This is a genomic window from Bacillus sp. N6, assembly GCF_052805735.1.
This window is the reverse complement of the sequence record NZ_CM127843.1, coordinates 3725625-3747330: the sequence shown is the minus strand read 5'-3', so window position 1 is coordinate 3747330 and position 21706 is coordinate 3725625. Positions and strand designations below refer to the sequence as shown.

General features: G+C 35.9%; 18 protein-coding genes and 1 riboswitch. All 18 genes read left to right on the top strand.

Features of this window, described 5'->3' with window-relative positions:
- Positions 1-75: 75 nt before the first annotated feature.
- The 18 genes from ACUXVC_RS19140 (at position 76) to yfmH (ending at position 21643) form a co-directional block, all read left to right on the top strand.
- Entirely contained in the window at positions 76-1317 is a 1242-nt protein-coding gene (locus tag ACUXVC_RS19140; protein WP_000593001.1) for a M16 family metallopeptidase, read from the top strand.
- A 134-nt stretch (positions 1318-1451) separates the two neighbouring features.
- Positions 1452-1703, top strand: a complete 252-nt coding sequence (locus tag ACUXVC_RS19135) for a YlmC/YmxH family sporulation protein (RefSeq protein WP_090977198.1) — start codon at positions 1452-1454, stop codon at positions 1701-1703.
- A gap of 170 nt (positions 1704-1873) precedes the next feature.
- A complete protein-coding gene (gene dpaA, locus ACUXVC_RS19130) occupies positions 1874-2776 on the top strand; it encodes a dipicolinic acid synthetase subunit A (protein WP_000954735.1) in 903 nt (300 codons plus the stop codon).
- Positions 2773-3372 carry a dipicolinate synthase subunit B gene (gene dpaB, locus ACUXVC_RS19125; RefSeq protein WP_000053596.1) on the top strand — a complete coding sequence of 200 codons (600 nt, stop codon included), beginning with the start codon at positions 2773-2775 and terminating at the stop codon, positions 3370-3372. The genes dpaA and dpaB overlap by 4 nt, the downstream gene beginning before the upstream one ends.
- A gap of 150 nt (positions 3373-3522) precedes the next feature.
- Complete coding sequence (gene asd, locus ACUXVC_RS19120; RefSeq protein ID WP_000414846.1) at positions 3523-4569, top strand: aspartate-semialdehyde dehydrogenase; 1047 nt, start codon at positions 3523-3525, stop codon at positions 4567-4569.
- Positions 4570-4592: 23 nt separating this feature from the next.
- Entirely contained in the window at positions 4593-5825 is a 1233-nt protein-coding gene (gene dapG, locus ACUXVC_RS19115; RefSeq protein ID WP_071729816.1) for an aspartate kinase, read from the top strand.
- An 11-nt stretch (positions 5826-5836) separates the two neighbouring features.
- A complete protein-coding gene (gene dapA, locus ACUXVC_RS19110) occupies positions 5837-6715 on the top strand; it encodes a 4-hydroxy-tetrahydrodipicolinate synthase (RefSeq protein ID WP_000564763.1) in 879 nt (292 codons plus the stop codon).
- A 736-nt stretch (positions 6716-7451) separates the two neighbouring features.
- On the top strand, positions 7452-9122 hold the full coding sequence (locus ACUXVC_RS19105; RefSeq protein ID WP_000823089.1) for a ribonuclease J: 1671 nt from the start codon (positions 7452-7454) through the stop codon (positions 9120-9122).
- Between the two features lie 103 nt (positions 9123-9225).
- Complete coding sequence (gene tepA, locus ACUXVC_RS19100) at positions 9226-9975, top strand: translocation-enhancing protein TepA (protein WP_000139807.1); 750 nt, start codon at positions 9226-9228, stop codon at positions 9973-9975.
- The gene (locus ACUXVC_RS19095; protein ID WP_000605020.1) at positions 9972-10175 is read left to right on the top strand and encodes a YlzJ-like family protein; all 204 of its coding nucleotides are present in this window, start codon (positions 9972-9974) and stop codon (positions 10173-10175) included. The genes tepA and ACUXVC_RS19095 overlap by 4 nt, the downstream gene beginning before the upstream one ends.
- A 212-nt stretch (positions 10176-10387) precedes the next feature.
- Positions 10388-12769 (top strand): DNA translocase FtsK, encoded by a 2382-nt coding sequence (locus ACUXVC_RS19090; protein ID WP_053563764.1) that lies wholly within the window; start codon positions 10388-10390, stop codon positions 12767-12769.
- A gap of 203 nt (positions 12770-12972) precedes the next feature.
- Positions 12973-13074: riboswitch (purine riboswitch) on the top strand.
- A 233-nt stretch (positions 13075-13307) separates the two neighbouring features.
- Positions 13308-14033: a GntR family transcriptional regulator gene (locus ACUXVC_RS19085; protein ID WP_000114182.1), complete on the top strand. Its 726-nt coding sequence runs from the start codon at positions 13308-13310 to the stop codon at positions 14031-14033.
- Positions 14034-14125: 92 nt separating this feature from the next.
- Positions 14126-15211, top strand: coding sequence for a BMP family lipoprotein (locus tag ACUXVC_RS19080; protein WP_089171664.1), 1086 nt, complete (start codon positions 14126-14128; stop codon positions 15209-15211).
- Between the two features lie 117 nt (positions 15212-15328).
- Positions 15329-16861, top strand: a complete 1533-nt coding sequence (locus ACUXVC_RS19075; protein ID WP_000456925.1) for an ABC transporter ATP-binding protein — start codon at positions 15329-15331, stop codon at positions 16859-16861.
- The gene (locus tag ACUXVC_RS19070; protein ID WP_001085254.1) at positions 16854-17912 is read left to right on the top strand and encodes an ABC transporter permease; all 1059 of its coding nucleotides are present in this window, start codon (positions 16854-16856) and stop codon (positions 17910-17912) included. The genes ACUXVC_RS19075 and ACUXVC_RS19070 overlap by 8 nt, the downstream gene beginning before the upstream one ends.
- Complete coding sequence (locus tag ACUXVC_RS19065) at positions 17913-18872, top strand: ABC transporter permease (RefSeq protein ID WP_000008857.1); 960 nt, start codon at positions 17913-17915, stop codon at positions 18870-18872.
- 209 nt (positions 18873-19081) lie between these two features.
- Positions 19082-20356: an EF-P 5-aminopentanol modification-associated protein YfmF gene (yfmF, locus tag ACUXVC_RS19060; RefSeq protein WP_095690296.1), complete on the top strand. Its 1275-nt coding sequence runs from the start codon at positions 19082-19084 to the stop codon at positions 20354-20356.
- Positions 20357-21643 carry an EF-P 5-aminopentanol modification-associated protein YfmH gene (gene yfmH / locus ACUXVC_RS19055; RefSeq protein WP_000411277.1) on the top strand — a complete coding sequence of 429 codons (1287 nt, stop codon included), beginning with the start codon at positions 20357-20359 and terminating at the stop codon, positions 21641-21643.
- The last annotated feature ends 63 nt before the right edge of the window (positions 21644-21706 follow it).

The following is a 21706-nucleotide window of genomic DNA, read 5'->3' as shown; positions in this document are numbered from 1 at the left end:
GACATTCATCCTTAAACTTGTTATCATTAAATAATAGCGTTTTATTTAGAGAAACTGGCAGTAGGAGGAAAGTTTTTGATTAAAAAATATACTTGTAAAAATGGTGTAAGAATAGTTATGGAGAATATACCAACTGTAAGATCGGTTGCAATTGGTATTTGGATCCATGCGGGATCAAGAAATGAAAATGAAAAAAATAATGGGATTTCTCACTTTTTAGAGCATATGTTCTTTAAAGGGACAGAAACACGTAGTGCACGAGAGATTGCAGAATCATTTGATAGCATTGGTGGTCAAGTGAATGCATTTACTTCAAAAGAATATACTTGTTACTATGCAAAAGTATTAGATGAGCATGCTAAATATGCTTTAGATGTTTTAGCAGATATGTTCTTTAATTCAACATTTGATGAGGAAGAACTGAAAAAAGAGAAGAATGTCGTATGTGAAGAAATTAAAATGTACGAAGATGCGCCAGATGATATTGTGCATGATATGTTAACGAAAGCAACATATGAAACGCATCCACTTGGATATCCTATTTTAGGAACAGAAGAAACGCTTAATACGTTTACAGGTGATACGTTACGTCAATATATAAAAGATCATTACACACCTGAAAATGTAGTTGTATCAGTTGCAGGAAATATTGATGAAGCATTTTTACAAACAGTGGAGCAATATTTCGGTAGTTATGAAGGAACAACAAACCGTGAACAAGTACATAGCCCAATTTTCCATTTCAATAAGGTAGCCCGTAAAAAGGAAACGGAACAAGCTCATTTATGTCTAGGATATAAAGGCTTACAAATGGGACACGAAGATATTTATAACTTAATTGTATTAAATAATGTTTTAGGCGGTAGCATGAGTAGCCGTTTATTCCAAGAAGTACGTGAGCAACGTGGATTAGCTTACTCGGTATTTTCTTACCACTCTTCTTATGAAGATACAGGTATGTTAACACTTTACGGTGGAACAGGTAGCCAACAATTAGATACACTGTATGAAACAATGCAAGAAACATTAGAGACATTGAAAAATACAGGTATTACAGAAAAAGAGCTTATGAATAGTAAAGAGCAATTAAAAGGAAACTTAATGTTAAGTTTAGAAAGTACAAATAGCCGTATGAGTCGTAACGGTAAAAATGAATTGCTTCTTCGTAAACATCGTTCACTTGATGAGATTATTGAAAGTGTAAACACTGTAACAAAAGAAAATGTGGACGGATTAATTCGCAACATGTTTACTGATGAATTCTCTGCGGCACTTATTAGTCCAGACGGAAAACTTCCAAAAGGAATAAAACTATAATCGATTTTTATGATGTATCTGATAATAACCTTCTCTCTTTTTAAATGAGAGAAGGTTATTTTTTTTATACATATAGAATAGGTACTAATTATAGACAATGCAAATGAAAAATTCAGTAGGGGAGTGGAGTATGTATGCGATTAAGTGAATTAAGTGGTAAAGAGGTTGTAGATATAGAAAAAGCGGAAAAAATGGGAGTCTTAGGTTATATGGATTTAGAGATTAATGAGAAAGACGGACGAATACAAACACTTATAATACCTGTAGGGAAGTGGGGAGGTTTTAAAAAGGAACCACAAGAAGTAAGGGTGGCATGGAATCAAATAAAGAAAGTCGGACATGATATGCTTCTTTGTGATAGTATAGATCGTTCAAATTCGGAGTGAAGGATGGCCATTTTGGTCATCTTTTTTTGTATCTACATAGAAACCTGATAAATCATATGTGCATTTGGATTTTCAATCACCATAAACTCGTACATTACATATGATGTGGAGGAAAAAGAAAAAGTAGGCACTTTTCTTATAAATGACAGAAAAAGAAGGTGAATTAGGGAATGTTGACTGAGATGCATATTGCTGTCATAGGAGGAGATGCAAGGCAGCTAGAAGTAATTCGTAAGCTAGTTGAATTGGATGCGAAACTTTCTTTGATAGGGTTTGATCAGTTAGATCATGGTTTCACAGGGGCAGCAAAAGAAAGTATACAAAATTTAGATTTCACTTCTGTAGACGCAATTATTTTGCCGGTTGCAGGTACAAATGCTAAAGGAGAAGTAGATACTATTTTTTCAAATGAAAAAGTTTCAATAACGAAAGAACAAATTGAAAATACACCAGAACACTTTACTATATATTCGGGTATTGGTACACCTTACTTGGAAAATCTCGTATCTACTACGAACCGAAAACTTGTTAAATTATTTGATCGTGATGATGTGGCAATATACAATTCTATTCCAACTGTAGAAGGTACATTAATGATGGTAATTCAACATACCGACTATACAATTCATGGGTCCAATGTAATGGTTCTAGGATTTGGTAGAACAGGAATGAGTGTTGCGAGAGCATTTCAATCATTAGGAGCCCATGTCAAAGTTGGAGCAAGACGATCTGAACATATTGCACGTATTACAGAAATGATGTTTTCTCCTTTTCATATGCAAGACATAGAGAAAGAAGTAGGAAATATCGATATTGTAATCAATACAATTCCGCACCTCGTTGTAACAGCGAATGTTATTGCAAAAATGCCAGCTCATACGTTAGTGATTGATTTAGCTTCTAAACCAGGCGGTACTGACTTTAGATATGCGGAAAAAAGAGGAGTCAAAGCGTTGCTAGCACCTGGATTACCAGGTATTGTTGCTCCCAAAACGGCTGGGCAAATTTTAGCAAATGTTCTTTCTCAGTTATTAGCAGCAGATGCAATTGCAAAGGAGGAGGAAAAGAAATGAGTTTGAAGGGGAAACGAATTGGTTTCGGATTTACGGGTTCACATTGTACGTATGAGGAAGTTATGCCGCACTTAGAAAAATTAATTGCTGAAGGGGCAGAAGTACGTCCCGTTGTTTCATACACTGTTCAATCAACAAATACTAGATTTGGAGAAGGAGCAGAGTGGATTAAGAAGATTGAAGAAATAACAGGTTTTAAAGCAATTAATTCAATTGTTGGAGCAGAGCCACTTGGACCTAAAATTCCATTAGACTGCATGGTAATCGCTCCTTTAACAGGAAATTCTATGAGTAAATTTGCAAATGCAATGACAGATTCTCCAGTACTAATGGCAGCAAAAGCGACGCTAAGAAATGGCAAGCCTGTCGTATTGGCAGTTTCGACGAATGATGCTTTAGGATTAAATGGGGTAAATCTCATGCGCCTAATGGCCACAAAAAATATCTATTTCGTCCCATTCGGTCAAGATGCGCCAGAGAAAAAACCGAACTCAATGGTAGCTCGTATGGAGTTACTGGAAGATACAGTATTAGAAGCGCTGCAAGGAAAGCAATTGCAACCGGTGGTCGTAGAAAAATTCAGATATATGAATTAAAAAACGAAAAAAAACGGACAATTTTTGATGAAACCATCATTCTTACTGTAGAATATGATAAAATTAACGTTATTAAGATTAGAAGGGGTATTGTATACTCCTTCTGATTCTAAGTTATAGAAGGATTGGTATCTAGAAAGGGGCATAGTGATGGAAAAGCAAAAAACTTTTCATGTCGCTGTAGTTGGAGCAACCGGCGCAGTTGGTGAACAAATGTTAAATACTTTAGAGAAACGAGAATTTCCAATCGGGAAATTAACGTTACTTTCATCTAAACGATCTGCAGGTAAGAAACTTGTATTTAAAGGCGAAGAATTTACAGTTCAAGAGGCAACTCCTGAAAGCTTTGAAGGAGTAGATATCGCACTATTTAGTGCTGGTGGATCTGTATCGAAACAATTAGCGCCAGAAGCAGCAAAACGCGGTGCGATTGTTGTTGATAATACAAGTGCATTCCGTATGACAGAAAACGTGCCACTTGTTGTACCTGAAGTAAATGAAAACGACTTAAAAGAACATAATGGTATTATTGCAAATCCAAACTGTTCTACAATTCAAATGGTAGTAGCTCTTGAGCCAGTTCGTCAGCAATATGGTTTAAAACGAGTAATCGTTTCCACATATCAAGCTGTATCAGGTGCTGGTGCGGCAGCTATTGAAGAACTTCATGAACAATCACAAGCAATCTTAAATGGCGAAGAAGTTAAGGCAAATGTTCTTCCTGTATCAGGTGATAAGAAGCATTTCCCAATTGCTTTTAATGCGATTCCACAGATTGATAAGTTCCAAGATAATGGATTTACATTTGAAGAAATGAAAATGATTAACGAAACAAAAAAAATTATGCATATGCCTGAATTAGAAGTAGCGGCAACATGTGTACGTTTACCAGTTGTATCAGGACACTCTGAGTCTGTTTACATCGAAGTAGAAAAAGAAGGCGTAACAGTAGCAGAATTAAAGAGCTTACTTGCAAATGCGGAAGGTATTGTTCTGCAAGATAATCCAGAAGAGCAGTTATATCCAATGCCAGCTACTGCAGTAGGTAAAAACGAAGTATTCGTTGGAAGAATCCGTAAAGATTTAAATAACGATAAAGGATTCCATCTTTGGGTCGTATCTGATAACTTATTAAAAGGCGCTGCATGGAATTCTGTTCAAATTGCAGAGCGCTTAGTAAAATTACAATTAGTGTAAACGGCTAAGAGAAGGTGCAAAATATGAAAATAATTGTTCAAAAATTTGGTGGCACATCAGTACGTGATGACAATGGACGTAAGCATGCGCTTCATCATATAAAGAAATCATTAGCTGCTGGTTATAAAGTAGTTACTGTCGTATCTGCTATGGGTCGTAAAGGTGAACCATATGCAACGGATACGTTATTAAGTCTTGTAAATCAAGAGGAATCTACTATTTCTAAACGTGAGCAAGATTTATTATTATCGTGCGGAGAGTTGATCTCTGCAATTGTTTTCTCTAATATGTTGAATGAGAACGGTGTAAAAGCAGCAGCATTAAATGGTGCACAAGCTGGTTTTGTAACGAATGATGACTTTACGAATGCAAAGATTATTGAAATGAATTGCGATCGTATACATGAAGAGTTAGAAAATGTAGATGTAATCGTCGTTACAGGATTCCAAGGGCAAACGAAAAAAGGTGATACGACAACACTTGGACGCGGAGGTAGTGATACTTCAGCTTCAGCATTAGGTGTTGCACTTCATGCTGAATACATCGATATATTCACTGATGTAGAAGGTGTTATGACTGCGGATCCTCGTATTGTAAAAGATGCACGTCATCTTCAAACTGTAACGTATAACGAAATTTGTAACATGGCTTATCAAGGTGCGAAAGTCGTTCATCCACGTGCAGTTGAAATTGCGATGCATGCAAAAGTGCCACTTCGTGTACGTTCTACGTATTCTGATAGTGAAGGTACGCTTATTTCAGCATATGACGGTGCTACAAGAGGTCGTGATGTAGAAGAACGTCCTGTTACAGGTATCGCCCACGTATCAAACGTAACGCAAATTAAAGTGCTTGCAAAAGAAACGGCATATGATTTGCAACAACATGTGTTTAAAGAGATGGCGAACGAAGGAATAAGTGTCGATTTAATTAATATTTCACCTACTGGTGTAGCATATACGGTGAGTGATAATGTATCAAGTCATGCAGTTAAATTATTAAAGAACCTTGGATATGAGCCAATTGTGACAGAGCATTGTGCGAAAGTATCTATCGTTGGAGCTGGAATGGCAGGATACCCAGGGGTTACTGCGAAAATCGTTACAGCTTTAGCGGAAAAAGGTATTCAAATCCTGCAATCGGCAGATAGTCATACAACAATTTGGGTTCTTGTAAAAGAAACTGATTTAGTGGAGGCTGTAAATGCATTACATAGTGCGTTTGAGCTTTCAAAAGAAAAGCAACTGGAACAATAAGGAGTGAGACCATGATAGATTTTGGGACAATTGCAACCGCGATGGTAACACCGTTTGATATAAACGGGAATATCGATTTTGCAAAGACAACGAAATTGGTAAATTATTTAATTGATAACGGTACAACAGCAATCGTGGTAGGAGGAACGACAGGAGAATCTCCTACATTAACTTCAGAAGAGAAAGTAGCGTTATATCGCCATGTCGTATCTGTTGTCGATAAAAGAGTGCCCGTAATCGCTGGAACAGGTAGCAATAATACGCATGCTTCTATTGACTTAACTAAAAAGGCAACAGAAGTTGGTGTGGATGCAGTAATGCTAGTAGCACCGTATTATAACAAACCGAGTCAAGAAGGAATGTATCAGCATTTTAAAGCAATTGCTGAAAGCACGCCGCTTCCGGTTATGCTATATAACGTTCCAGGACGATCTATTGTACAAATCTCCGTTGATACAGTTGTTCGTTTATCAGAAATAGAAAACATTGTTGCTATTAAAGATGCCGGCGGCGATGTGTTAACAATGACAGAAATCATTGAAAAAACAGCGGACGACTTTGCGGTATACAGCGGTGATGACGGTTTAACGTTACCAGCTATGGCAGTTGGAGCGAAAGGTATCGTTTCGGTAGCCTCTCATGTTATCGGAAACGAAATGCAAGAAATGATTACAGCATTTCAAGCAGGAGAATTTAAAAAGGCACAAAAATTACATCAATTACTTGTAAGAGTAACTGATTCATTATTTATGGCGCCAAGTCCAACTCCAGTAAAAACAGCGTTACAAATGGTTGGATTAGATGTAGGTTCTGTACGTTTACCACTTCTTCCATTAACAGAAGAAGAAAGAGTAACGTTACAATCTGTAATGCAATCTATCCCTCGTTAATAAAAAATGACCTAGTGTAGGACTAGGTCATTTTTTATTATATGCAAATCTTTTCCTCTTTTTCTTACTTATATGTGTTCTTATAAGAATATTAATCGCTTCTTCATTATGTGTATAAGAAAATAATCGTACCCCTTTAACTGAGTCAAAAAATGATAGATATTATGGCATAAACGTAATAAACTATGGTGTCTGTTTTTAGAGAAATCCCCTCAAATGTGACGTAATTCATAAAAAAACTCCATTTTGTAAGTGTTTTTGTTGGATTCTAGAAAAATAAATCTTGAAACTCCCTATTATGAAATGAATTTAGCGTATGTATGGCTAGTTCTTCAAAATAATATGGAGTATAAAATCGGAGTAAATATAAAGGAAATACGTTCGATACTTTTGTTGTCATTCCGTTCTTTTCCTCTTTCTTTCGCACGATTTAACTTGTGTTCTATTTCTTGTATCAGGTATAATATGGCTAAGTAGCTTAGTACGGGTATGCTTAGCAAAATTGGGAAAAATTATAATTTAATTAAATTTTCATATCATATCGAATAAGATATTTGATTTATATAATGAAAGAGAGGTGAAACCTGGTTTAAAAAATAAACAAGGACATGATATCGCATAACGGTAAGGACATTCGTCTTGGACGGTGAAAATATGGTGGTTGTAGAGTTTCCCCTGGTGTCTCTGCAATTTTAGTGAAATCAGTGTTTGCAAGATTTTTAAACCAGGCAACAACATGAAGAGAAAAGAGAATGAGTCTGTTAAAGTATTTGCTCTTGGTGGAGTAGGTGAAATCGGGAAAAACATGTACTGTGTTGAAATTGATTCTGAAATCTTTATCGTAGATGCGGGGTTAATGTTCCCGGGAGATGAAATGTTTGGAATTGATATCGTTATTCCTGATATTACATATTTAGTGGAAAATCAAGAGCGAGTAAAAGGTTTATTTATTACTCACGGTCATGAAGATCATATTGGTGGAATTGTGTATGTGCTTCGTAAATTATCTATTCCAGTCTATGCAACGAAATTAACAGTAGGACTTATACAAGAAAAACTTGGTGAAGCGGGCATGTTAGGCCGTGTAGACCTAAAAACAATCGATTCAAATTCAACAGTAGAGTTTAACACTACAACAGTGTCATTCTTCGGAACGACACATAGTATTCCGGATTCTGTTGGCGTTTGTTTCCATACATCAAAAGGTGCAATCGTATATACGGGAGACTTTAAATTCGATCAAACTCCAATTGGAAATAGTGGAGCAGATCTTGGGAAAATGGCGCAAATCGGAAATGAAGGTGTACTTTGCCTATTATCTGATAGTACAAATGCAGAGCGTCCAGGGTATACAGGTTCAGAAAAAGAAGTTGGTGTAGAAATTTCTAAAGTGTTCTACGGCGCAGAAGGTCGTATTATCGTTGCTTCATTTGCATCGAATGTACATCGTATTCAACAAGTATTTGATGCAGCTGCCGAAACAGGGCGAAAAGTAGCGGTAGTAGGACGTAGTATGGTGAAAGTAGTAGACATTGCAAGACGTCTTGGTTATTTAGATGTTCCAGAAGGTATGGTTATTTCATTACAAGAAGTAGACAACTTCCCAGAGAAAAAGGTAGCTATTTTAACGACAGGTAGTCAAGGTGAACCGATGGCTGCTCTATCTAGAATGGCAAAACAAGCACATAAACAAATTTCAATTCGTAAAGGTGATACTGTTATCATTGCTGCTTCGCCAATTCCGGGTAATGAAATATCTGTATCAAAAATTATTGATTTGTTATTTAGAGCTGGAGCTGAAGTTGTTTATTACGGCGAAAGAAAAGTTCACGTTTCAGGTCACGGTAGCCAAGAAGAATTAAAATTAATGTTAAATTTAATGAAACCGAAGTACTTTGTACCCGTACATGGTGAGTTTCGTATGCAAAAAGCACATGCGTATTTAGCTGAAGATGTAGGTATTACAAGAGAAAATATCTTTATCGTAGAAAAAGGCGATGTAATTGCTTTTGGTGACGATGAAGCGAACTTAGTCGGTAAAGTACAAGCTGGTAATGTTTTAATTGATGGATTAGGTGTAGGTGACGTTGGTAATATCGTTCTTCGAGATAGAAAGATGTTATCTCAAGATGGAATATTAGTAGTTGTTGTAACACTTGGTAAAGATGAAAAGAAAATTATCTCTGGTCCAGAAATCATTTCACGTGGTTTCGTATATGTTCGTGAATCAGAAGCGTTAATTGAACGATCTACAGAGATTGTACGTATGATTGTTGAGCAGTCAATTAAAGAGTATTCGATTGAATGGTCAATGTTAAAACAAAATATTCGTGAATTATTAGGACAGTTCTTGTACGAAGAGACAAAGAGAAAACCTATGATTTTACCGATTATTATGGAAGTATAAAAAAGATTACCCTTATGGGTGATCTTTTTTTCTTTTTAACCCTATCGAATGAAATTTATAACTTAAGAAATAATAGTTATATACGAGTGAAAGGGGATGCGAAATGACAGAACGTGATCGATATACAAATGAAGAAAAAGAAGCTGAGCCAAAAGAAGCTGGAAAAGAGGCTTCAATAGTAGAAAAAATTCAACAGCTTGGACAGACAAATGTACCACAGATGAATGAATCACGTATTCATTGTTTAACGATTATCGGACAAGTGGAAGGTCATGTTCAATTACCGCCGCAAAATAAAACAACAAAATACGAGCATATCATTCCGCAAATTGTTGCGATTGAACAAAATCCAAAAATTGAAGGTTTGCTGTTAATATTAAATACGGTTGGAGGTGACGTTGAAGCTGGACTAGCAATTTCTGAAATGGTAGCTTCACTTTCAAAGCCAACAGTATCTTTAGTTTTAGGTGGGGGACATTCCATTGGTGTACCGATTGCTGTTTCTACTGACTATTCGTTTATTGCGGAAACTGCGACGATGACAATTCATCCAATTCGTTTAACAGGTCTTGTCATAGGTGTGCCACAAACATTTGAGTATTTGGATAAGATGCAAGAAAGAGTCATTCGTTTTGTGACGAAGCACTCGAAAGTAACAGAAGATCGTTTTAAAGAGCTTATGTTTGCGAAAGGAAATTTAACGCGAGATATTGGGACGAATGTAATTGGTGGGGATGCAGTAAAGTACGGTCTTATAGATGATGTTGGTGGTATTGGAAATGCAATTCGAAAATTAAACGAATTAATCGATGTTCGCGCGGAAGGTAGTGCAGAAGGGACAATGTTACAATGATTTTATATACAATTATGCCAGAGCAACTTGTGTATCCGGCCGATTATTCACAATGTGAAAGTCAAAAAGTTGTAAATATAAATGGTGTGGAATTAATGGTTTCTGAAGAGGAACATGGATGTTATTCTATTGTACGTGTGCTAAGTACGGACCCACTTCACTATTTAGAGTTTGAGCCAGGTCAGAAAATAACCTTTTAGCAAAAAGAAGGATTTTGTTTAGAAGCTATGGTATAATATAAAAAACAAGACGGTTGAGCAGCCATGAGTAGGCTGCTTTCTTCTGTTTATTTAGCATTTTACAAGAAGTGTAAAAATAGAAGATATAAAGACCTGAAAAATAGAGAAAACAGACATATAAATAGAGCGTTTTTAGGAGAGCTTTACTTATATGTAGAACACGAGGTGAAGAAATGGCAAAACAAAAGCAAAGAGGGACGAAGGCAAAGGCAAGACGTACGATAAAGCCAACTTTGTATTATGAAATCGTCGGTTTAACTCTTTTTGCACTTTCAATCATTACGATTTTACAGCTAGGCGTTGTAGGGAAATCGTTTGTGTTATTTTTTCGCTTCTTCTTTGGTGAGTGGTACATAATTGGTGTGTTAGGTGTAATAGCTTTATCGGTTTCCTTTGTTATAAAACGCGGATGGCCGAACCTTTTAAATAAACGGTTAATTGGATTTTATTTAATTGTATTGGCAATATTAATGTTTAGTCATATTACATTATTTAACCTTCTTACAAAAGATGGAGCAGTGCAAAATACTTCTGTTATTGTGAGTACGAAAGATAACTTCTTTCTTGAAATGAAAAAAGGGCCAGATAGCGTTCATTTAGGTGGTGGTATGTTTGGTGCGCTTATGTTCGCGACATGTTACTTCCTATTCGACGAAGTAGGAGCCTATATCATTGGAATTATTTTAGTTATTCTCGGGGTACTCTGTATAACAAATAAACATATTGGAGAAGTGTTAGCTCCAGTTGGTAGAATTCTTAGAAGTCAATTTCAAGTGATACAAGGGGATTATAAAGATTGGAAATCCAAAAGAACGGCTGAACAAACAGAAAAGAAAAAAACAACAAGAAGTACAAGAAGCAAACGTGCTGCAGAACAAGAAGAAGTTATTGAGCCGATGGAAGAAATCCAAATTGATCCGCCAATTATTTCAAATTTCACTGAGAATTATCCTGTAAATGAAGAAGAGGATAAACGAATTGAAGTAGAGCAAGAAGATTTGATCACTTCACCGTTTATTGAAGAGACTCCACCAATTGAAGAATCAAAGAAAAAGCGTGGAGAAAAAATTGTTGAATCGTTAGAGAGTGAAGCGCAAGCACCTCCTATGCAATTTTCAAATGTAGAAAATAAAGATTACAAGCTTCCTTCACTTGATATATTAAAATTTCCAAAGAATAAGCAAGTTACAAATGAAAACGCGGAAATTTATGAGAATGCTCGTAAATTAGAACGTACATTCCAAAGTTTCGGAGTGAAAGCGAAAGTAACCAAAGTGCATAGAGGTCCTGCAGTTACAAAATATGAAGTGTATCCTGATATGGGGGTAAAGGTAAGCAAAATTGTCAGTTTAAGTGATGATTTAGCCCTTGCTTTAGCTGCAAAGGACATTCGTATTGAGGCGCCAATTCCCGGGAAATCAGCTGTAGGGATCGAAGTTCCGAACTCAGAAGTTTCGATGGTAACGCTGAGGGAAGTTCTTGATTCTAAGGCTAATAATCATCCGGAAGAGAAGTTGTTAATTGGTCTTGGCCGAGATATTACAGGTGAAGCTGTATTAGCCCGTTTAAATAAAATGCCCCATTTACTCGTAGCTGGTGCGACAGGTAGCGGGAAAAGTGTATGTATTAATGGTATTATTGTTAGTATTTTAATGCGTGCAAAACCGCATGAAGTAAAATTAATGATGATTGACCCGAAAATGGTAGAGTTAAATGTATATAACGGTGTGCCTCATTTGTTAACGCCAGTTGTAACTGATCCGAAAAAAGCATCGCAAGCATTGAAAAAAGTTGTGAGTGAGATGGAACGTCGTTATGAATTATTTGCTCATAGTGGTACACGTAACATTGAAGGATACAATGATTATATAAAAGAACATAATAGTCAATCAGAAGCGAAACAACCCGAATTACCGTATATTGTAGTCATTGTGGACGAGTTAGCAGATTTAATGATGGTTGCTTCGTCTGATGTAGAGGATGCGATTATGCGTCTAGCGCAAATGGCTCGTGCTGCTGGTATTCATTTAATTATTGCAACGCAACGTCCGTCAGTTGACGTTATTACGGGTGTTATTAAAGCAAATATTCCATCGCGTATTGCATTCGCTGTATCTTCTCAAACAGATTCTCGTACAATTCTTGACGGTGGTGGTGCAGAAAAGCTACTAGGTCGTGGCGACATGCTGTTTATACCAATTGGTGCATCGAAACCTGTACGTGTACAAGGCGCATTTTTATCAGATGATGAAGTTGAGAGAGTTGTAGAATATGTTATTGGACAGCAAAAAGCACAATATCAAGAAGATATGATTCCGCAAGATGTTCCTGATACGAAGCAGGAAGTAGAAGATGAATTATATGATGAAGCGGTTCAACTTGTAGTGGAAATGCAAACAGCATCTGTTTCTATGCTGCAACGTAGGTTTAGAGTAGGTTATACGCGAGCTGCTCGTCTAATTGATGCAATGGAAATGAATGGTGTAGTAGGTCCATATGAAGGTAGTAAACCGAGAGAAGTACTCATTAATGATGTACAAGAAAAAAGTTCTTAAAAAAAGCCTAATTGTTTTTACAATTAGGCTTTTTTATATAGTGTTTTTGTTATATACTATACTCAGCAATAAAGAAAGGGCTTACATTTATAGGGGCCCTATAGAATACGAATACTTTGAGTATGTTTTATGTAAATGTTCGATATTTAATGCAGAAAAATGTTGGATTTTGTTGACACGTATGAGAGCAAGTGGTAAGATTACTTCGAAAAGAATCACTGCCTCATATAATCTTGGAGATAAGGTCCATAAGTTTCTACCTGGCAACCATGAATTGCTAGACTATGAGGGGAAAAGTGTGTAACAAAGGATGTAAAGGATCTTTGTGCCGAACTTTTTCTCGAAATGAGGAATGTTTATGGTGCAAAGTTTTTTTTATACAGTAAAGAGTGAAAATTTCATTTTAAAAAATTATTATTATTTATTCGACAATTGTGCTTATTTTTAGTGGTTAGTCATTTGTACTATGTTGTAAGTTGAAAAAAGAGAAAAGAAGTCTTACATCAGAGGTCGAATAATTGAAATGCGGGGGAGTCTTATGTCAGTAAAATCCGATAGTCGTCACCTATATTTACGGGTGATTGATCACATCAAAGAAAAAATTAAAGATGGGGCTTATAAAGAACGACAAAAGTTACCATCAGAGTTTGATTTAGCGAAAGAACTTGGCGTAAGTAGAGCGACTTTAAGGGAAGCGTTACGTATTTTAGAAGAAGAAAATGTTGTCATTCGTAGACATGGTGTAGGGACATTTGTAAATGCAAAGCCATTATTTTCTTCTGGAATAGAACAACTTTCTAGTATTACAGATATGATTTCTAGTGTGGGGAAAACACCAGGAACGATCTTTTTATCATCATCTACTACAACTTTAACAGAAGAGGAAAAAGAGAAGTTTAATAGTGAAGATGGTTTTAATGCAGTGATGATTGAACGCGTGCGTACAGCAGATGGGGAACCTGTTGTATATTGTATCGATAAACTTGCAAAAGAAATATTGCCAGATTTATCGGGTTACAATGAGGAATCATTATTAACGGTGATACATAATAACACGCATAAGCGCATAACATATGCGGTTGCTCACATTGAGCCAATTGGCTATCACCCTAAAATCTCACCGATTTTAGAATGTGAGCCTGAAACAGCACTGCTTGTATTAAAACAAATGCACTATGATCAAAATGATGAGCCAATCTTATATTCTATCAATTACTTTAGAGCTGATAAGTTTAGCTTCCACGTATTAAGAAAGCGTATGTAGGTAAGTTCCTTTTTAGGGAGGTGACAGCAAGAAGTAAGGGACAGCAGCGAAAGAATAAATAAATATATATCATTTTTGGAGGGGTTTCTAGTATGAAGAAAAAAGCAGGTCTTTTATTATCATTAACATTAGTAGCAAGTACAGTTTTAGGTGCATGTGGTAACTCGGATAAGGCGAGCAGTGACAAGAAAGACACGAAAGACAATAAAGACTTCAAGGTTGGTCTCGTAACAGATGTTGGGGGCGTTGATGATAAATCATTTAACCAATCTTCTTGGGAAGGGTTACAAAAGTTTGGTAAAGATAATGGTTTAAAAGAAAAGACAAATTATCGTTACCTTCAGTCTGAAAAAGAAGCTGATTATATTCCGAATTTAAAAAAATTCTCAAAAGATAAATATGATTTAACTTTCGGAATTGGTTATAAATTAGAAGGTGCAATTAAAGAAGTTGCAAAAGAATCTTCAAAACAACAATTTGCAATTGTAGATACTGTTGTAGATGCACCGAACGTAACGAGCATTACATTTAAAGATCATGAAGGATCATTCCTTGTAGGTGCGGTAGCAGCTATGTCAACAAAATCGAATAAAGTAGGATTTGTTGGTGGAATGAAGAGTGATTTAATTAGTAAATTTGAAAATGGATTTAAAGCTGGTGCAAAGGCAGTAAATCCAAACATTGAAATCGTATCTGAATATGCAGAAGCATTCGATAAGCCTGAAAAAGGTACAGTTCTTGCTTCAGCAATGTACGGTCAAGGCGTAGATGTAATTTATCATGCTGCTGGTGGTACAGGTAACGGTGTGTTCACTGAAGCGAAAAATCGTAAGAAAAAAGGTGAAAATGTTTGGGTAATCGGTGTTGACCGTGACCAACATCAAGAAGGTATGCCTGAAAATGTAACATTAACTTCAATGATAAAACGCGTTGATGTAGCTGTAGAAAAAGTAGCTAAAGAAGCAAAAGATGGAAAGTTAAAAGGTGGAAAAATTGAAGCGTTTGGCTTAAAAGATGACGGTATTGGTATTTCAAAAACAACTGATAACGTGAAAAAAGTTAACCCTGAAATTTTAACAAAAGTAGAAGAATTTGAAAAGAAAATTACAGACGGTGAAATTAAAGTACCGGCTACAGATAAAGAGTATAAAGAATATGAAGCTTCTCTAAAAAAATAAATAGAGAAATAGCAAAGGTTAGTTCATAGAACTAACCTTTGTATGTATAAAACTTCCGAATTGCTTAATAAGTTAATAGTGTAATAGGGAATGTTCCCTGTTAAAAGGAGGAACACAATGGAATACGTAATTGAGATGAATAACATTACGAAAGTATTCCCAGGCATTGTAGCGAATGATGATATTACGCTGCAAGTAAAGCAGGGTGAGATACATGCTTTACTTGGAGAAAATGGTGCAGGGAAATCCACATTGATGAATGTACTATTTGGTTTGTACCAACCAGAACAAGGTGAAATTAAAATTAAAGGAAAGTCTGTAAACATTACCAATCCGAATGTGGCAAATGACCTTGGTATTGGAATGGTTCATCAGCACTTTATGCTTGTTCATAATTTTACAGTTACAGAAAATATTATTCTCGGAAATGAACCGAAGAAAAAAGGGAAAATTGCTGTTGAGGAAGCTGCTAAAGAAATTCAAAAACTGTCTGAACAATACGGTTTAGCTGTAGATCCATATGCGAAAATACAGGATATTTCAGTTGGTATGCAACAGCGTGTTGAGATTTTGAAAACTCTTTACCGCGGTGCAGAAATTTTAATATTTGATGAACCGACAGCTGTGTTAACACCGCAAGAAATTCATGAGCTAATTCAAATTATGAAAAAGCTTGTGCAAGAAGGAAAATCTATTGTTCTTATTACACATAAGTTGAAAGAAATTATGGAAGTTTGCGATCGTTGTACGATTATTCGTAAAGGAAAAGGAATTGGAACGGTTGACGTTGCAAATACGGATGAAAATAAACTTGCAGAATTAATGGTCGGACGTCAAGTGAATTTTAAAACAGAAAAAATAGACGCGAAACCAAAAGAAGAGGTACTTTCAATTGCAAACCTTGTTGTTCACGATGCACGTCAACTACCTGCTGTAAAAGGCCTTGACTTAACTGTTCGTGCGGGGGAAATTGTTGGGATTGCAGGGATTGATGGAAACGGACAAAGTGAATTAATAGAAGCAATTACTGGTTTACGAAAAGTTGAGTCAGGTTCTATTGCAATTAAAGGGAAAGAAATAACAAATTGGCCTGTTAGAAGAATAACAGAAGAAGGAATTGGTCATATTCCAGAAGATCGTCATAAACACGGACTCGTCCTTGATTTTTCTGTTAGAGATAATATAGTTCTGCAAACGTACTATAAGAATCCGTTTTCAAAGAAAGGGATTTTAAATTTCAGCAAAATTACAGAAAAAGCAAAGGCTCTTATTGAACAGTTTGATGTACGTACACCTAGTGAGCAAACGTTAGCACGCGCTCTATCTGGGGGAAATCAACAAAAAGCAATTATTGCACGTGAAGTAGACCGTGATCCAGATTTATTAATCGCAGCACAGCCAACACGTGGTTTAGATGTAGGAGCAATTGAATTTATTCATAAGAGATTAATAGAGCAAAGGGATAAAGGAAAAGGTGTATTACTTTTATCACTAGAGTTAGATGAAATCTTAAATGTTAGCGATCGAATTGCTGTTATTTATGAAGGGAAAATTGTAGCAATAGTTGATGCGAAAGAAACGAATGAACAACAGCTTGGATTGTTAATGGCTGGAGGAACAAAGAAGGAGCAGGTGGGTACCAATGGCTAAAAAACTTTTAACAGAGCGAACGATAAATATTTTAGTCCCAGTACTATCCGTTATTTTCGGCTTACTTGTCGGAGCGATTGTAATGCTAGTTAGTGGCTATGATCCAATTGTTGGTTATAGTGCACTTTGGACGGGCATGTTCGGTAGCGCAAGTGCGATTGGTGAAACGCTTCGTACAATGATACCGCTTATTCTTGCTGGTTTATCAGTGGCGTTTGCATTTCGTACAGGTTTATTTAATATCGGGGTGGAGGGTCAATTGTTAGTTGGTTGGCTTGCAGCGGTTTGGTTCGGTTATGCAGTTTCACTACCAGCGTTCCTTCATATTCCATTATCTATTTTATTCGCAGCATTGGTGGGCGGAATTTGGGGCTTCATTCCGGGATATTTAAAAGGGAAGTTTCAAGTGAATGAAGTTATTGTAACCATTATGATGAACTATATCGCGTTGTATGTAACGTATGACATTATTAAGCGTTTCTTACATGCGGGTAATGACAAAACGTATGATATTAAAGAGAGTGCGTCACTATCTTCAGACTGGCTTGCTTCTATTACTGATGGTTCGCGTCTTCACTGGGGAATTATTGTAGCAATATTAATCGCTATTTTAATGTGGTTCTTATTAGATCGAACAACTTTAGGCTACGAATTAAAGTCGGTAGGATTTAATCAGCATGCTTCTCAATATGCAGGTATGAAAGTTTCTCGTAATGTAGTATTCTCCATGACAATTGCTGGTGCATTTGCGGGGATTGGTGGAGCGATGGAAGGATTAGGAACATTCCAGAGTATGACAGCGATGTCTTCGTTTACAGGAGTAGGATTTGATGGGATTGCTGTAGCATTACTTGGAGGGAATAATCCGTTTGGGATAATCCTTTCAGCTTTATTATTTGGTGGTTTGAAAAGTGCTTCCCCTCAAATGAACTTTGAGGCAGATGTACCATCAGAGCTTATTAATGTAATTATTGCATGTATCATCTTCTTTGTTGCATGTAGTTATGTGTTAAGATGGGCGCTTACACGCATGAGCAAGGAGGGGAAATAAATGAGCTTTTTAGATATATTAGCCATTCTTGTGACGGGTACGTTATATACATCGGCACCTATCATTTTCACAGCACTAGGTGGAGTATTTAGTGAACGATCGGGTGTTGTAAATATCGGATTAGAAGGACTAATGCTATTTGGTGCATTTATTGGAGTTGTTACAAACTTATTAATGGGTGATACTTGGGGAACGATGACTCCGTGGATTGCGTTATTATTTGCGGCAATTGGTAGTGGATTATTTGCATTACTTCATGCGGTAGCCTCTATTACATTCCGAGCAGATCAAGTTGTAAGTGGTGTAGCAATTAACTTCTTATCTCTTGGTTTAACGGTATTTGCAATTAAGAAGATTTTTGATAAAGGGCAGACTGACTTTATTCAGTATCGTATTGAAAAGATTGATATTCCAGGCCTTTCGGATATTCCGGTTTTAGGGAAAATATTTTTCTCGAACGTACCAATAACGTCGTATATTGCCATTATTTTAGCATTCGTTGTTTGGTATGTTATTTATAAAACACCGTTCGGTCTTCGTCTACGTGCTGTTGGTGAACACCCAATGGCAGCGGATACGATGGGGATTAACGTATATAAAATGCGCTATATTGGAGTCTGTATTTCAGGAGTGTTTGCTGGAATTGGTGGAGCGATTTTTGCAATGTCAATTTCTAATAACTTCTCAGGGGCAACTATTACAGGACAAGGTTTCTTAGCTTTAGCTGCTATGATTTTTGGAAAGTGGAATCCACTAGGCGCACTAGGTGCAGCTCTATTCTTTGGTTTTGCACAATCTCTTAGTGTAACGGGCGGAACAATTCCTGTATTAGATCAAATTCCAAGTGTTTTATTAACGATATTACCATATGTATTCACAATATTAGCGCTTGTTGGTTTTGTAGGTCGTTCTGAAGCTCCGAAAGCATTAGGAACTCCTTATGAAAAAGGAAAACGATAAGTATTTTATAAGTATAAAAAAGCTCGCACATTAGTGTGGGCTTTTTTACATAGAATATATTTAATACGGAATTTTACTATGTTCCTTACATATTAAAGTTTTTAGAAAGAATCATATGTAAGCATAATAAGGGAGAAAAGTTGATTTTTTATTTCTAAAAACTGTATATTGAAGAGGAATATTCCTATATACGTAAAGGAGGGCTATAAATGAAACTAATGGAACAACAACTACATGAGTTAGGTGGTTTGCGTCTACATATTATTCCGACTGATAAATATAAAACGAATACCTTTGTATTTCGTTTTAAAGCGCCTTTAAATGAGGAGACGGTGACAGAGCGTGCCCTATTGCCATACGTATTGCAAAGTGCGACAGAAAAATTACCTTCTGTAATTCGTCTTCGTCAATATTTAGAAGAATTATACGGGTCTTCTTTAGCAGTAGATGTAAGTAAAAAAGGGGAAGACCATATTATCTCCATTTATGTAGACATTGCAAATGAAGTATATTTACATGATGCACCACCGTTATTTGAAAAAGCGCTTTCTATGTTGTCGGATATTGTGTTACATCCAGCGACGGAGGGGAACGGTTTCCTACCTTCTATCGTAGAAAGTGAAAAAAGAGCACTGTTACAGAGAATTGAAGCTACTTATGACGATAAAATGCGTTATGCAAACGAGCGTTTAATTGAAGAAATGTGCAAAGTAGAACCGTATCGTTTAAGTGCAAATGGAAAAAAAGAGAGTGTTGCTTCTATTACAAATGAAAGTCTGTATCAATATTATCAAAAGGTGTTAGCGGAAGATGAGATGGATCTATATATTATTGGTGATATTTCAGAAAACGCCGTTGATCTTGTAAGTAAGTATTTTTCTATTTCAGCTCGTCCAGTGAGAGAAAGAAATGTACTCCTTCATAGACGAAATAATGAAGAAAAAGAAGTTGTTGAAAAACAAGAATTAAAACAAAGTAAATTACACATCGGTTATCGTACATTTGTCACATATAAAGATGAAGATTATTTTGCATTGCAATTGTTCAATGGATTGTTTGGTGGTTTTTCTCATTCGAAGTTATTCGTAAATGTGCGTGAAAAAAATAGTTTAGCGTACTATGCAGCATCGCGCTTTGAAAGTCATAAAGGTTTATTATTTGTTATGTCAGGAATTGAAGCGAAAAATTATGAAAAAGCAGTTGAGATTATTAAAGAACAAATGCTTGCGATGCAAAACGGAGAGTTTTCTGAAGAAGAAATACATCAAACAAAAAGTGTCATCCAAAATCAAATATTAGAGGCGATTGATACACCGCGTGGATTTGTAGAAATGCTATATCATGGTATTATTTCAGATCGTACACGTCCAGTTGAAGAATGGCTTACAGGTATAGAAAGTGTGACAAAAGAAGAAATTGTAAAAGTTGCTAAAAATATTGAACTAGATACAATTTACTTTTTACAAGGAACGGAGGGAGAGTAAATGGAGAAAATTATTTATGAGCAATTAAAAGAAACACTCTATTATGAAAAACTTCCTAATGGATTAGATGTATATGTTTTACCGAAACAAGGATTTAATAAAACATTTGCGACGTTTACGACGAAATATGGTTCAGTAGATAATACATTTGTACCATTAGGGAAAGAAGAAATGATTCGTGTACCTGATGGGATTGCACATTTTCTTGAGCATAAATTATTTGAAAAAGAAGATCACGATGCCTTCCAATTGTTTAGTAAACAAGGAGCATCGGCAAATGCTTTTACATCCTTCACACGAACAGCTTACCTTTTTTCATGTACTTCAAACGTAGAACAAAATTTAAATACATTACTAAACTTTGTGCAAGAGCCTTATTTCTCTGAAAAAACAGTTGAAAAAGAGAAGGGGATTATTGGGCAAGAAATTCAAATGTATCAAGATAACCCAGATTGGCGTTTGTACTTTGGGTTAATTGATAGCTTGTTTGTAAAACACCCAATTAAAATTGATATTGCAGGGACAATCGAATCTATTAGTAAAATTACGAAAGATTTATTATATGAATGTTATGAAACATTTTATCATCCGAGCAATATGTTATTATTTGTTGTGGGTGCAATTGATCCAGAGAAAACAATGGATTTAGTACGTGAAAATCAAGCAAAAAAAGATTATAAAAACCAGCCAGAAATTGTGCGTTCATTTGAAGAGGAACCAAATGAGGTAAATGAAAAGAAAAAAATTATTTCAATGCCTGTGCAAACACCGAAATGTTTAGTTGGTATTAAAGCGACTAATTTAAAAGAAAAAGGGCAAGCGCTTTTAAAACAAGAAATTGCGCTTACGTTACTTTTAGATTATTTATTTGGAAAAAGTTCTGTTCATTACGAAGCTTTATATAATGAAGGGCTTATTGATGATTCATTCTCGTATGACTATACAGAAGAAAATAACTTCGGTTTTGCAATGGTTGGCGGTGATACGAAACAACCTGATGAATTGGCAGATCGTTTAAAAGATATTTTATTAAAAACAGATTATGATCAATTAGATGCGGCGGCATTAGAACGAGTGAAGAAAAAGAAAATTGGTGGTTTTTTACGCTCGTTGAATTCACCAGAATATATTGCAAATCAATTTACACGATATGCGTTTAATGAATCTAGTCTATTTGATGCATTGACTGTATTAGAAGGGCTAACCGTTCAGGACTTACAAGAAGTAGCAAAATTATTGTTATCAGAAGAAAAAATGAGTGTTTGTCAGGTGTTACCGAAAAAATAACATTTTAAAGATACCCTCATCTTATCATTGAAAAATTGTAAGATGAGGGTATTATTTAGTTGT